The organism is Paenibacillus farraposensis (genome assembly GCF_020736845.1).
Lineage (GTDB): Bacteria > Bacillota > Bacilli > Paenibacillales > Paenibacillaceae > Paenibacillus > Paenibacillus farraposensis.
In genome coordinates this window covers 131,020-144,504 of sequence record NZ_JAFFQR010000064.1, presented here as the reverse complement: position 1 = coordinate 144,504, position 13,485 = coordinate 131,020, and the positions used below count along the sequence as shown (strand labels likewise).

Here is a 13,485-nt window from a genome sequence, read left to right as displayed (position 1 = left end):
GAAAGGAGAGGAATGCCATGAATTGGCTCGGATCCTTACAACAGCTTGGTCGTGCTGTCATGCTACCGACGATGGTACTACCAGCAGCTGCAATATTGCTAAGTCTCGGCAGTCTTCCTTGGTCTACCTGGGGATTCCCCATGGTGTCAGATATGGCAAATGCGGCGGGACACGGGATTTTCTATTTTTTACCTTACCTGTTTGCAGTTGGTGTTGCGCTCGGCATGTCGAATCAGGCAGGTCAGGCGGGACTGGCGGCACTGGCGGGAATGGCAATATATGATCAGGTCACATCGAGATTTGGAAACGGACTCATTCAGCCGGCGACACTTATCGGTATCATTTTGGGGGTCATTTCCGGGGTGGTCTATAATCGTTTCAAAAGCATTAAGCTGCCTGAGGTGCTGCAGTTTTTTGGAGGCACCCGCTTTGTTTTGTTGCTTATTGGCTTGTTTTCTGCTGTGTTCGCAGGCTTTATGCTGGTTGTTGCTCCGCTTATTCAGAGAGGGCTACAGTTTATAGCAGGTCTGGAATCAAGCCTGGGTGGCTTTGGGTTGTTTGTTTACGGTATTTTATATCGGCTGCTGGCTGCCTTTGGTCTACATCATCTGCTTAATAACATATTTTGGTTTCAACTGGGTACATATCAAACGCCGTCAGGTCACATTGTACAGGGAGATCTGCCCCGGTTTTTTGCTGGCGATCCAACGGCCGGCTTTTTTATGTCCGGGTTGTTCCCGATTATGATGTTTGCGATCCCGGCCATTGCGCTGGCGATCATTCAGGAAGCGCGTGAAGATTTGAAACCAAAGGTGCAAAAGACGTTTTTGACAGCCGCGCTCGTTTGCTTTTTTACCGGCGTATCGGAACAGATTGAGTTTGCTTTTTTGTTTGCTGCTCCTTATTTGTTCCTCGTTCATGCAGTCATGTCCGGGCTGGCGATGTGGCTTACCTTTGAACTGGATATTCATCACGGTTTTTCATATTCGGCCGGTTTTATAGATTATGTGCTCAATTTTCATCTGTCACATAACGCGTGGTTGCTGATTCCGGTAGGGGTGGCGTATGGACTCGTATATTATGTGCTGTTTCGCTGGGCCATCCGGCGTTTCCGCATTCCGACTCCTGGCTGCGAGGAAGGTTCGGTTCTGGAGGATTGGGCTGGCAATATTCCTTACAGGGCTCCGCTCATTTTGGAAGCGCTTGGCGGGAAGGAAAATATTGTGCAGGTGGAGGCTTGTATCACACGTTTACGGCTGACCGTCCACAATGACAGACTGATTGATACCGGAGCGATAAAGGCTTTAGGATCGGCCGGTCTAATCAATCTGGGCGGGGGGAACTTGCAGGTCGTATTTGGAACGTATTCAGAACTGATTCGTGAGGAAATTGCCAAGCTGATGGAGCGTGATCTCCCTCAAATTTTGTTCAACGCTCCTGTACATGGAAAAATGTTGCCGATTCATGAAGTGCCTGACAAAATTTTTGCGTCAAAGCTGGTCGGAGACGGTGTTGCTTTTGTTCCTGAACGGGGTGAGCTTGTGTCTCCAGTCTATGGAACTGTGATGCATCTGTATCCGACCATGCACGCTTTAGGCATTTCCACACGAGAGGGGCTTGAGGTTCTGCTTCATATCGGGATTGATACTTCACAGCTAAAAGGAAAATTTACTGCTATGGTAGAAGCAGGCGATACGGTGGAACCTGGGCAATTGCTGATCAAATTTGATCTGCAGGCGCTGCGGGCGCAAGCTCCATCATTGGTGACTCCTATGGTCATTACGAATCCGGATCGCGTAAAGTCGTGGAGCTTTGCTCCGTTTAAAACAGTGAAAAAAGGTCAGGCCTCGGTAATGTCCGTTGTGCTGCATGACAGGAATGTTGGAGGGGTAGAAACATGATAGAAGGCATCGGCGCCGCTACAGGTGTGGCAATCGGGAAGGCATTTGTCCTGCCGAGCTGGGAATGGGATTTACCTGATCAAAAAATGGATGCGGTGGATCTTGCAAAAGAATTTGAACGGTTGTACGAGGGGATACGCACATCCAAAAGCGAAATCCAGTTTATCAAGGATGAGTTTCGGGAGATGGTAGGGCCGGAGGAATCCAGCATTTTTGATGCTCATCTTGCGATATTGGAAGATCCGGAGTTCATGAACGAAATTCGCGGAATTATTGAGCGCCAGTACAAGGCAGCCGAGGTGGCTGTAAAAGAAGCTATTGATCATTTTGTGACCATGTTTGATGTGCTGGATGATGAATACATGAAGGAGCGGGCAATCGATATTAAGGATGTGGGGAATCGGCTGCTCAAGCATCTACTGGGCGCACCGGAAGTGAATCTTCCCAAGGATACACAGCCTTATATTCTGGTAGCCAAGGAGCTGTCACCCTCCCAATCGGCGCACTTGAATCCTAGCTATGTGCTGGGGATTGTAACCATGAACGGTGGCAAAACGTCGCACTCCGCGATCATGGCCCGCGCGCTTGGGATTCCGCTCGTTTCGGGACTGGAGAGCAATCTTAATTTGACTGTCCAGACTGGAGATATAATGGTAGTCGACGGGGATCTGGGCAGAGTGTATGTGAATCCGGATACATCAATTATCAATCATTATACGGTATTGCGTGACGAGCAGCGCCTTAGAAAAGAGCAGCTTCAGGTACTTGCCTCCGTGGAAGCTGTGACCAAAGATAGCATCTCACTCAGGCTGGCGGCCAATATTAGTTCCGTTAAGGAACTGGAGACAGCCTTGAAGCATGGTGCGCAAGGGGTGGGGTTGTTCCGTACGGAATTTTTATATATGGATCGAAAATCGGCTCCTAATGAAGAGGAACAGTATGAAGTGTACCGGCTGGTAGCGGAGAGGGCAGGAAATCACTCTGTAGTCATCCGCACATTGGATATCGGCGGAGATAAACCGCTGGATTACCTCCAACTGCCGCAGGAGGAGAATCCTTTTCTGGGCTACCGGGCGATACGGATCAGTCTGGATTGGAAGGAATTATTCAAAACCCAGTTGACTGCCATTTTACGGGCCAGTGCAGCAGGAAACATCAAGCTAATGTACCCGATGATTTCATCCGTGGAGGAAATTCGCCAGGCCGATACGCTCTTAAAGGAAGCTATGGCTGATTTGGATGCGAGAGGGCTTGCTTACAATCCGAACATTCAACGAGGAATTATGATTGAGGTGCCAGCCGCGGCGATAATTGCTGATCTGTTGGCGGCGGAAACTGATTTTTTTAGCATCGGGACCAATGATTTGGTTCAGTATGTGCTGGCTGTAGACCGCATGAACGAGCAGATTGCACATATGTATAACCCATACCATCCGGCGGTGCTGCGGATGCTGCGGACGACAGCACAAGCGGCACATCAAGCAGGCATTGAGGTGAGTGTGTGCGGTGAGATGGCTGGGGATGAACGCTCCATTCCCCTTTGGCTGGAGCTGGGGATACATCAGCTCAGCATGTCCCCGCAATCTTTATTGCGGGTCAAGCACCGTGTACTGAACACGACAGCATCTGAGGCGATGTTGGTCGCTCAAGCCTGCTTCGGCATGTCCACTGGTGCAGCAATTGAAGACAAGCTGACCGCAGCCAGTGTCAACTGTATCCCGGCTGACCCCGGGCAGCAGTAATATTGTGCATGGTCTTGAAAGCCGCAGCCATCATACAGAATGAAAAAACACCTTCAAGCCCAGTTGGTTTTGAAGGTGTTTTTGTATAGGCTACGTTGATCGCCGCTTATCATGATGAACAACTTCATCTGGAATCATCGTTATAAGCGGCATGGTCATCAAGCAGGTAATTCAAGCTGAACGTAGTGTCAGGACTTGATATCTTATTTAGGGCTGCTGTCTGCTAACAGGTCACAGAATGCTTTTCCGTAAGGTGGAAGATCAGGTGGACGGCGAGCAGACACAATATGTCCGTCCGTTACAACAGGCTCGTCTTTCCAGATCGCTCCTGCATTCTCCATATCATCACGAATACCTGGTGTAGAGGTTACCGTAACACCATCCAAAATTTTGGCGGAAATCAGCACCCAGCCTGCATGGCAGATTTGTCCGATTGGTTTATGAGCGGCGTGAAATTCTTGTACGAGCTGAATCACCTTGGGATAGCGGCGCAGCTTGTCAGGCGCCCAGCCACCTGGGACAAGAATCCCGTCGTAATCGCTGCTGTTCAGTTCTTCAAAGGCATATTCTGCTTCTGCAGGTACACCGTATTTTCCAATATACTTTTTACCCTTTTCGGCACCGGCCAGATGCACTTCCGCGCCTTCTTCACGAACACGGTAAACCGGGTACCATAACTCCAGATCCTCAAATTCCTCATCCACCAGGGCAATGACCTTTTTTCCGGCAAGTCTTGACATCCAACCATCCTTTCGCGTGCCACATGATGACACGGCTGTTTTGTAGTCTCTACCTCTACATCTTAAGAAAAAGAATAGCCGAAGTCCACATCCATTACCCTCTCATTTCTCCATTTTTCTCCACCAATCCTTTGGTAATTTGTTCATAACTGCAATCTGTGGAAGGATTTGAGGCTCTCAAAGTCGAAATAAAACAAGGCATGAAAGATTTTATAGAATTAACCAAGCTTTTAAAGACTAGTAGATAGATATATCTGGATTCTGAAGTGATCCTCATATAGCTTGATCCTGGTAATGGGGTGATTAAATGCATAAGCAATGCCTATGTGGTAAAACGATGGTGTTGGAACTACGAAAGGTGATTTATGCCCGAAAGGTTGAAATACTGCACGTTCCTGTATTTTCATGTCCGTCATGCTGTTCCAGCGAGGTTCTGCAGCATGTGGCGAACGATATCAAAGAGCTGCTGCAAAGTCTGCGAGATCAGCCCTCGTCCCAGCGAATTTCCTTTGCCCGCAATAATGAGCTGGCTGAGATTATACGCAAGCTGGTAATAGAGGAAGCGGGTAATCCAAATGCAGACTGGCAGTCCTCTCTGGAGGAGCAATTGGAGCTTCGAATTAACCTCTTGCTCGATCTTTATCGTTATGCGAGAAGTTTGGGAGATGAGGATTGGATGAACGATGTAGAGAAAAGACTGACTCAATTATCCGGTTTTACCAGTAAATCGGTATTTACAAATACAAAAAACTAAAAAATATGAAAAATTTCATGGTCACCATTGGATTTTACATGTTCTTTTTGTTACGATGTGAATAGGTCCATACGACAAGACAAAGAAAGGAATGTATATCCAATGGCGACGATGACGAAAATGAATACTGTTCAACAATTAACTACAGCTCTGGAAGCGTCATCAGACAAGCCGTTGCTTATCTTTAAGCATAGCACGCGTTGTCCGATTAGTTCAGGCGCCTATCAGGAGATGGAGTCTTATTTGCAAACTGCTCCTAACGAAAATATTGAATACGGTATCATTTATGTAGTGGAAGACCGGCCAGTATCCGATGAGGCTGCAAACCGGCTTCAGGTAAAGCATGAATCGCCGCAGGCCATTTTAGTTAAGGACGGAGAGGCTGTTTGGCATACATCCCATTCGAATATTACAGCCCATACGCTCCAAGATCATCTCGCCTAGGAGATGAAGTGCTATCGTTGCATAATGTAGTATTTTGTCGTATCATGGTTCTGATTAGTTAGTTTCGATTCGGTTGAAAATTTATTGGCAATGGAGAGAAGGAATGTGACGGTAACGATCTATGATGTAGCTCGCGAAGCCGGTGTCTCAATGGCCACGGTGTCCCGTGTAGTTAACAATAATCCTAATGTAAAACCTCAGACACGTAAGAAAGTATACGAAGCAATTGAACAATTGGGATATCGCCCAAATGCGGTGGCTAGAGGTCTGGCCAGCAAGAAGACAACAACCGTAGGCGTAGTTATTCCGGATATATCGAACTCAATTTTTGCAGAAATTGCGCGCGGTATTGAGGATATTGCGAATATGTATCACTATAATATTATTTTGTGTAATGCCGATAAGCGGAAGGAAAAAGAAATTCGGGTCATCAATACGTTGCTTGAAAAGCAAGTGGATGGACTTCTGTTCATGGGCGGCACAGTAACGGATGAGCATATTCAGGCGTTTCATACAGCCGCTGTTCCAATTGTTCTGTGTGCAACTAGTGATGAAAAAGGCAGCTATCCATCGGTCGATATTGACCACGAAGCCGCTGCATTTGACGCAGTAAGCACATTGATCCGCCATGGCCACCGTCAAATCGCGATGATCAGTGGTACGCTTCAAGATCCTGCAAACGGCTATGCACGTTTCCAAGGCTACAAGCGAGCATTGGAATCCGCCGGAATTGAGTATCAAGAGGATCTTGTGCGAATCGGGAACTACCGTTATGAGTCCGGTGTTGAGGCTATGAAATACTTCCTGGGCTTGAAGAAGAAGCCGACCGCGATTTTTGCTGCTACAGATGAAATGGCGATTGGCGCTATTCATAGCATCCAGGACGAAGGCTTAAAGGTGCCTGATGATTTTTCCGTAATCAGTGTCGACAATATTCGTATGGCATCCATGGTTCGTCCTCAGTTAACAACTGTTGCGCAACCGATGTACGATTTGGGTGCGGTAGCGATGCGTTTGCTGACCAAACTGATGAAAAAGGAAAATGTGGATAATTCTCACGTCATTTTGCCGCATGAAACGATTTTGCGGTTGTCAGTCAATTATCTGGACTAAGCGTAGTGCTTAATAGGATATATTTTTGATGAAAGCTCCTTTGATGGGGCTTTTTTCACGGATACATAACTTCGTGCAGATATAATCATCATCCAACCAGGAAAAGAGGGAGACGTTATGAGCCGGATTTATGGGTTGATGGGTGCCATGGATGAAGAAATTGAATTACTCCTGTCAGCGATGACGGATGTGAGTACGTCGATCAAGGCCGGAATCACATACACTACAGGCAACATTCACGGGCATCAGGTTGTCGTATGCAAATCCGGTGTCGGCAAGGTCAATGCTGCGGTCACCACACAAATCCTCATTGATCGTTTTGGCGTGGAACAGATTATTTTCACGGGAGTGGCCGGAGCAGTACAGCCTGATTTGAACATTGGGGATATGGTTATCTCGTCAACATGCATGCAGCATGACATGGATGTAACGCCTTTGGGTTTTGCCAAAGGGATCATACCTTATCAGGAAACGTCGGAGTTTGCTGCTGATCCCGGGCTTGTCCGCCTGGCTGAACAAGCCTGCCAATCGCTTGGTGACCGTTATATTGTCGGCAAGGTTCTATCAGGCGATCAATTTGTTGCAAGCCGTGAATTGGTAACCGCATTACATCAGGAGATGGGCGGCGCTTGCACTGAAATGGAGGGTGCAGCGGTAGCTCAGACGGCTCATATGAACGGTGTACCATTTGTTGTCCTGCGGTCTATGTCAGATAAAGCCGACGGCTCGGCGCACGTTAATTTTGCTGAATTTGCGGTAAAAGCATCTCATCGCTCGCATCGTATTGTAGAGTACATGCTGGGGCATCTGGATTAACAGTGTCCCATTTAGTACATGAATCTTCGTACAAACCGGATGCGGTCAAATTGCTCTCGCGATGCAAGAGGGATGTCATCTCCCATACGTACCATCAGGCAGTTTGCCGGGTGTGAGCATATTTCGGGATCATCCGTAGCGTACCAGACCATATCCACGGTTTTCATCAGACGTTCCATCATGCGGCGGTACTCCCATACGGAAAGGCCGCTGCCCTTTAAATCCCAGTGCCAATAGTACTCGGTCGTAAAAATAATATAGGACTCAAGCTGTCCGTCCTCAAAGGCAAGCCGGATCATTCGGCTTCCGAGGCCCAGTCCTCGATAGTCGTCGGCGACTTCAATGGCGCCAAGCTCCAGCAGGTCCTGCATGCCCGCTTCCGACCAGCGTTCCAACTCGTCCGGGTAGTGGAAAGTGACGTATCCCAGCAGGGTTTCTCCATCATGGGCAATGATAATTCTACCCTCCGGCAGCTCTGAAATTTCCACAAGCGCGCCGAATTGCTCCTTGGGTTTACGGAAGGCGTCCAATTGCGTGTGCATTTGAAATGCATGCAGTTGATCAGCGGATACGGGGCCTTCTATATAGATTGTCTGTCCGTTATGATCCAGCGTGTCCAAGTGGTGCAGTTTTAAATGCTGCATATGCACAGCCTCCTTGTTTACCATTGGCTAATACTCTTATCCCCTACTTATAGCAAAAAAACAAATAAATGAAAAGGATGGTCGTCACATCCTTATCTATGCTATACTGTTTTAGACATAAAATGTTCACAATTAGATGTTTTAAATTAGACGTCAAACCGAAGTATACATTTCCTTTTTTTGATTTTGTAAGCGTTATCTTGTTTTGTTTAAATCTCATTATCATATTGTAAGGAGGCTGTATGCATGAAGATTGAAGAACTTCAGACTGTAGTTCCATCATCCAACATGGGCCCGTATGAACAAGCTTACAACCAATTTCAGTGGGAAGATGCAGAACGTCATTTTACGTGGTATGAAACAGGCAAGGTAAACATGGCGCATGAAGCTATTGACCGGCATGTTGAGGAAGGTCGTGGTGAAAAAACAGCCCTTTTGTACTGTGATGCCGACCGTCATGAAGCGTATACTTTTTCTCAGCTTCGTGCCAGCTCTAACCGATTTGGCAATGTGCTGCGTAAATACGGTATTGGCAAGGGAGAGCGGGTATTTATTTTCATGCCGCGTTCACCTGAGCTGGTCATTAGCTTGCTCGGCGTTTTAAAGGTAGGGGCTGTTGTGGGCCCTTTGTTTGAGGCGTTTATGGAAACAGCGGTCAAGGATCGGCTGGAGGATAGCGGGGCGGTGGCGCTTGTAACTACACCTGCACTTTTGTCGCGGGTAAAACGTGAGGAGCTTCCTGAGCTGCGGCATATCTTTGTGGTTGGTGATCTGGACAGACGAGAGCAGGGAATTATTGATTTTGAAACGGAAATGCTTTCGTCCTCAGAAGAGCTTGAGCCTGAATGGCTAAGTCGTGAGGATGGACTAATCATTCATTATACGTCAGGCTCTACAGGCAAGCCGAAGGGCGTGTATCATGTGCAAAATGCGATGATTCAGCATTATTATACTGGCAAAATGGTGCTGGATTTGCAAGAAGGTGATGTCTATTGGTGTACTGCCGATCCCGGCTGGGTTACCGGAACTTCATACGGCATTTTTGCTCCATGGCTGAATGGAGCGACGAATGTTATTCGTGGGGGACGATTCAGTCCGGAGGATTGGTACCGGACGATTGAGCGTTACGAGATAACCATATGGTATAGCGCTCCTACAGCGTTTCGGATGCTGATGAGCGCGGGAGAGCAGGTTGTTGCCAAATATGACCTCAGCAGCCTGCGGCATGTGCTGTCTGTCGGAGAACCGCTCAATCCTGAGGTGGTCAAATGGGGCTGGCAAGTCTATTCGCAGCGCATTCACGATACATGGTGGATGACAGAAACGGGAGGACAGTTAATTTGCAATTACCCTGAGCTGCCGATTAAACCCGGTTCGATGGGAAAGCCGCTCCCGGGGATTCAGGCTGCTATTCTGGATGACAAAGGGCAGGTGCTGCCTCCTGACCGGATGGGGCATTTGGCGATTCGTACACCGTGGCCATCCATGATGAACCGTATATGGAACAATCCAAACAAGTATCAGGAGTATTTCCGTTTTCCCGGTTGGTATGTATCCGGCGACTCTGCCTACATGGATGAGGACGGATATTTCTGGTTCCAGGGACGGATTGATGATGTCATTAATTCCTCAGGCGAACGAATCGGGCCTTTTGAGGTCGAGAGCAAGCTTCTGGAGCATCCTGCTGTAGCGGAGGCTGGAGTCATTGGTAAACCGGATGCCGTACGAGGAGAAATCATTAAAGCTTTTGTCGCACTGCGTGAAGGCTACACACCTTCGGAGGCTTTGCAGCAGGATATCTCGCGCTTTGTCAAGGAAGGGCTGTCAGCCCATGCGGCTCCACGCGAAATTGAATTCAAGGAAAAGCTGCCCAAAACCCGTTCTGGCAAAATTATGAGACGTGTACTGAAAGCCTGGGAGCTTAACCTTCCTACAGGGGATTTGTCTACCATAGAGGATTAAAGCGCTGCTCATAGAATAATAAAAAGGGAGTCTCCAAAGCCGTATTGGCAGAGGAGACTCCTGTTGTTTTCTGCTTTTATTTGCCGTTAAGGACGGACAGCTCCAGAAGGAGGCGATTCGCCTACTGCATTAATGGAGGTGACACGGAACCAGCCTTTTGGCTTTTTGCCAGCTTTGTATTCAAAGCTGGTAGATGCGGTAGAGCCTATGTTGGTAAAGGGCTCCGCACCGTTTTCGCTGTAGTACACCTTATAGCCGGTAATAGCGTCTGTAGGCTTCCCGGCATTCCATTGAAGCGCTACGGAAGAGCCTGCTGCTTTAGCCTGGGGCTGCCCAGGAGCCGTAGGAACCTTTGTAGGCTGCACGCCTGTTGCATCTCCCTCACCCGGAACGGCTGGGGAATCAGAATTTACTGGCGGCAATACAGATGCTGCGCTCGTTTGGGCACTTGGCTCGGACTCATGTCCGCCTACATCAACGGCGGTCACGTAGTAGCTGGAGCTGCTGCCCACAGGACTATCGGAGAACACCTTAGAGCCATCAGCCATGACGACCTTGCCAAGCCTTTGGAAACTGCCCCCATCCGTAGAACGGTAGAGACGATATCCGACGACGTCGCTGTTGCCGCTTGGACTGAAGCTGATTATGACCTTTCCATCATTGTAGCTTATACTGATGCTCGTTGGAGCATTAGGGGCTACGCCATCGTCCTTGCGTGGATCAACTTGAGTAGGAGCTTCCTTATCGGCATCCTCTGGCAGATAGTAAGACAACGAGTTATGTCGTCTCATCACCGAGAAGGCTTGCTCAAGCTCTTTAATCAATTCAGAGATTGGTTTTTCTCTTTTTCTAACCGTCCGTTCATACACCATATCATCCGGTGTACCATCGCGTGGAATGTAATTCACACCCTGATAGGTAATATATTTGGCACGGGTAACCCCATTTTCGCTGTTTTTGGGCAGATATTTAACATTGTAAATATCCGAACCATACGCAGATGCTGTCCGGCTTACAATTCCGTCAGGTCTTTTGAAGCTGGCTGTCTGGAATAACTGGGAATCTTTAGACGTTACTTCATTCATAATCAGCGCCCATAAGCGGCGTGCGCGCTCTTTTTGTGCTTTCGTTTCAAGCTTATTGACAGGCTGTTTGTAACCGACCCATACACCCAGCGTAACGTCAGGCGTAAATCCCTCGAACCAGACATCGGTATAGGATTGTGTAGTACCTGTCTTGCCGGCAATCGGAATTTTGCCAGCCTGATTAAAGTTGCGCTTCACCAATTTGCCTGTACCTTCCGACACCGCTGTGCGCAGCATGTCCGTCATCAGGTAGGCCGTTTGAGGTGTAAAAGCTTGCACAGGATTAGGCTGATGGTTATATACGATATTGCCTTCCGAATCCACAATCTTTTCGATCATATAAGCGTCGTTAAATACGCCGCCATTAGGAATGGCTCCATAAGCATTCGTTAGCTCCTCGACCGTCACCCCATGAGCCAGGCCGCCAAGTACACCCGTCTGGGCGTTGTTATCACTCGGTTCCAGGGTGGTAATGCCCAGCTTTTTGGCGAACGCCCAAGCCTTGCTGATCCCTACTTTTTCATTAAACAGCTTGAGTGCGATCGTATTTAGCGATTGGTTCAGTGCATAACGCGCCGTAACCAGGCCCTGATAGCGGTTGTTGGCATTTTTCGGGATATGGTATCCATTGCTGCCATCCTTTAAAATAATAGGAGCGTCATCCACGATACTACCGGGCTGCACAAGACCACTGTCCAATGCAGGGAGATAGGCGGCAATGGGTTTCATGGCTGATCCCGGCTGGCGCACCATCTGTGTGGCATAATTCATCTGTTCCTTCTGGAAGTCCCGACCTTCCATCATCCCGAGAATTGCACCTGTTTTATGCTGAATCAAAATGGCTGCTGCCTGCTCATCGCCCTTGGTTTTGCTGGTGGGCGAGAAATTGTCCTTATTTTCAGCTATTTGACGCATGGAATTGTACACACTCTTATCAATGGTTGTATAGACCATGTAGCCGCCCGTGCGAAGTTGCTGTTCGGCTTCTTTGAGCAAGTCGTTTTCATCCTTGGACTTTGCATCTGCACTGGCATTGGGCGTCTGGCCCGGATTCGTGACAGACATCAGTGCCTGTGCGGCTTGCCGCTCTGTCTCCATCATAAGGTACGGATAGGTGTTATAAGCTTTGACAGTACGTGGTGCAAGCGATTTTTTAATATCAAAAGCCATTGCTTCATCATACTGTGCTTTATTGATTTTATTTTCCTCCAGCATTCGGCTGAGCACCAGATGCTGACGGTTTATTGCCCTTTTAAAGCCGGACTCGTTAAACTCACCCTTACCGTTGAAGGCGGAGTAAGAAGAAGGAAGCTGAGGCAAACCTGCCAGATAGGCGGCCTGGGCCACATTGAGCTGGTTCAGATCATTCTCATTAAAAATGCCTTTGGCTGCTGCTTTGATGCCAAAGACGTTGTAGCCGCTTGAGCCGTTTCCAAAAGGTACCTTGTTGAGATAGGCAGTAATAATTTGCTGCTTGCTCAGAAAGCGTTCAAGGCGGAGAGACAGCAGGATTTCCTTCACCTTGCGGTCATCTGTGCGGTCGAGATTCAGAAAAACACGTCGCGCAAGCTGCTGAGTGAGGGTGCTGCCCCCGGTTTGTACCGATTCATGCAGTGCTTTTTGTTTTACAGCACGCAGCGTCCCCGATAGATCGACACCTTTATGCTCATAAAAGTGGTTATCCTCAATAGCAATAACTGCATCAATGACGAGCTGCGGAATTTCTTTAAATGTGACGGGCCGCCGATCTTCTTCTGTCCGGAGCTGCCCGATTGGAGTGCCGTCATTGAAATATGCGAAGCCCGTAATTGCATTTTTATTGACTTCCTGTTCAATCATGGCTCTGGAACGCACCGGCTCATTTTTTACAATTGAGGCCACATAGCCGGCGGCGGCTCCTCCTATGAACAGTGCTCCCACAAAACCGATGATGACGACCCACTTTATGATACGAACGAGCCTTTGCATGTATGTCCGGGAGCGGGAAGGCTTTGGCTCTGATACGTTGTTGTTTTCTTCAACCATGAAGTCTTCCTCCTTTTTAACAGCCATTATTATAGCATAGAATTACAAAATGAACCCATATGCTAAAAAGCCTGTCTTTTGGTGTCGTTGACGACATAAAAACGGTATGTTATAAATAAGTCAAAGTGAATATTGTGAAAAGCTGAGAAAGACTTCAGTAGAAGGCGGAATTACGTTGCACAGAGAGCCGATGGGTGGTGTGAATCGGTAGCGTCCCTCCTTTGAATTACCGTCTGGAGCTGTCTGGATGAATGGGAAG

At 48.1% G+C, this 13,485-nt stretch carries 10 protein-coding genes and 1 other annotated feature (1 of these 11 only partly in view); of the genes, 7 read left to right on the top strand and 3 right to left on the bottom strand.

What is annotated here, in order from left to right; all coding sequences use genetic code 11:
* The first annotated feature begins 17 nt into the window (after nucleotides 1-17).
* Together JO375_RS10285 and ptsP are read left to right on the top strand one after the other, a co-directional pair.
* Nucleotides 18-1,901, top strand: coding sequence for a glucose PTS transporter subunit IIA (locus tag JO375_RS10285; protein ID WP_229524377.1), 1,884 nt, complete (start codon nucleotides 18-20; stop codon nucleotides 1,899-1,901).
* Nucleotides 1,898-3,643: a phosphoenolpyruvate--protein phosphotransferase gene (gene ptsP / locus JO375_RS10280; RefSeq protein ID WP_229524376.1), complete on the top strand. Its 1,746-nt coding sequence runs from the start codon at nucleotides 1,898-1,900 to the stop codon at nucleotides 3,641-3,643. Before JO375_RS10285 ends, ptsP begins: the two co-directional genes overlap by 4 nt.
* A 203-nt stretch (nucleotides 3,644-3,846) precedes the next feature.
* On the opposite strand, the gene JO375_RS10275 is transcribed toward ptsP, so the two are convergent.
* Complete coding sequence (locus JO375_RS10275; RefSeq protein ID WP_229524375.1) at nucleotides 3,847-4,383, bottom strand: type 1 glutamine amidotransferase domain-containing protein; 537 nt, start codon at nucleotides 4,381-4,383, stop codon at nucleotides 3,847-3,849.
* Nucleotides 4,384-4,690: 307 nt separating this feature from the next.
* On the opposite strand from JO375_RS10275, the gene JO375_RS10270 reads away from it, so the two are divergent.
* The 4 genes from JO375_RS10270 (at nucleotide 4,691) to JO375_RS10255 (ending at nucleotide 7,510) form a co-directional block, all read left to right on the top strand.
* The gene (locus JO375_RS10270) at nucleotides 4,691-5,137 is read left to right on the top strand and encodes a hypothetical protein (RefSeq protein ID WP_229524374.1); all 447 of its coding nucleotides are present in this window, start codon (nucleotides 4,691-4,693) and stop codon (nucleotides 5,135-5,137) included.
* A 102-nt stretch (nucleotides 5,138-5,239) separates the two neighbouring features.
* Nucleotides 5,240-5,581 carry a bacillithiol system redox-active protein YtxJ gene (ytxJ, locus tag JO375_RS10265; RefSeq protein ID WP_229524373.1) on the top strand — a complete coding sequence of 114 codons (342 nt, stop codon included), beginning with the start codon at nucleotides 5,240-5,242 and terminating at the stop codon, nucleotides 5,579-5,581.
* Between the two features lie 105 nt (nucleotides 5,582-5,686).
* A complete protein-coding gene (ccpA, locus tag JO375_RS10260) occupies nucleotides 5,687-6,694 on the top strand; it encodes a catabolite control protein A (protein WP_229524372.1) in 1,008 nt (335 codons plus the stop codon).
* A 117-nt stretch (nucleotides 6,695-6,811) separates the two neighbouring features.
* Entirely contained in the window at nucleotides 6,812-7,510 is a 699-nt protein-coding gene (locus tag JO375_RS10255) for a 5'-methylthioadenosine/adenosylhomocysteine nucleosidase (RefSeq protein WP_229524371.1), read from the top strand.
* Between the two features lie 11 nt (nucleotides 7,511-7,521).
* On the opposite strand, the gene JO375_RS10250 is transcribed toward JO375_RS10255, so the two are convergent.
* A complete protein-coding gene (locus JO375_RS10250; RefSeq protein WP_229524370.1) occupies nucleotides 7,522-8,154 on the bottom strand; it encodes a GNAT family N-acetyltransferase in 633 nt (210 codons plus the stop codon).
* Between the two features lie 246 nt (nucleotides 8,155-8,400).
* Between JO375_RS10250 and acsA the strand changes: the two genes are divergently transcribed.
* Nucleotides 8,401-10,116, top strand: coding sequence for an acetate--CoA ligase (acsA, locus tag JO375_RS10245; protein WP_229524369.1), 1,716 nt, complete (start codon nucleotides 8,401-8,403; stop codon nucleotides 10,114-10,116).
* An 86-nt stretch (nucleotides 10,117-10,202) separates the two neighbouring features.
* On the opposite strand, the gene JO375_RS10240 is transcribed toward acsA, so the two are convergent.
* A complete protein-coding gene (locus JO375_RS10240; protein WP_229524368.1) occupies nucleotides 10,203-13,226 on the bottom strand; it encodes a transglycosylase domain-containing protein in 3,024 nt (1,007 codons plus the stop codon).
* 135 nt (nucleotides 13,227-13,361) lie between these two features.
* Nucleotides 13,362-13,485: a binding site (T-box leader), on the top strand; it runs 143 nt beyond the window's last position.

Coding starts and splice junctions, on each gene's coding strand:
- JO375_RS10285 (WP_229524377.1), top strand. CDS start 18: ATGAATTGGCTCGGATCCTTACAACAGCTTGGTCGTGCTGTCATGCTA.
- ptsP (WP_229524376.1), top strand. CDS start 1,898: ATGATAGAAGGCATCGGCGCCGCTACAGGTGTGGCAATCGGGAAGGCA.
- JO375_RS10275 (WP_229524375.1), bottom strand. CDS start 4,383: ATGTCAAGACTTGCCGGAAAAAAGGTCATTGCCCTGGTGGATGAGGAA.
- JO375_RS10270 (WP_229524374.1), top strand. CDS start 4,691: ATGCATAAGCAATGCCTATGTGGTAAAACGATGGTGTTGGAACTACGA.
- ytxJ (WP_229524373.1), top strand. CDS start 5,240: ATGGCGACGATGACGAAAATGAATACTGTTCAACAATTAACTACAGCT.
- JO375_RS10255 (WP_229524371.1), top strand. CDS start 6,812: ATGAGCCGGATTTATGGGTTGATGGGTGCCATGGATGAAGAAATTGAA.
- JO375_RS10250 (WP_229524370.1), bottom strand. CDS start 8,154: ATGCAGCATTTAAAACTGCACCACTTGGACACGCTGGATCATAACGGA.
- acsA (WP_229524369.1), top strand. CDS start 8,401: ATGAAGATTGAAGAACTTCAGACTGTAGTTCCATCATCCAACATGGGC.
- JO375_RS10240 (WP_229524368.1), bottom strand. CDS start 13,226: ATGGTTGAAGAAAACAACAACGTATCAGAGCCAAAGCCTTCCCGCTCC.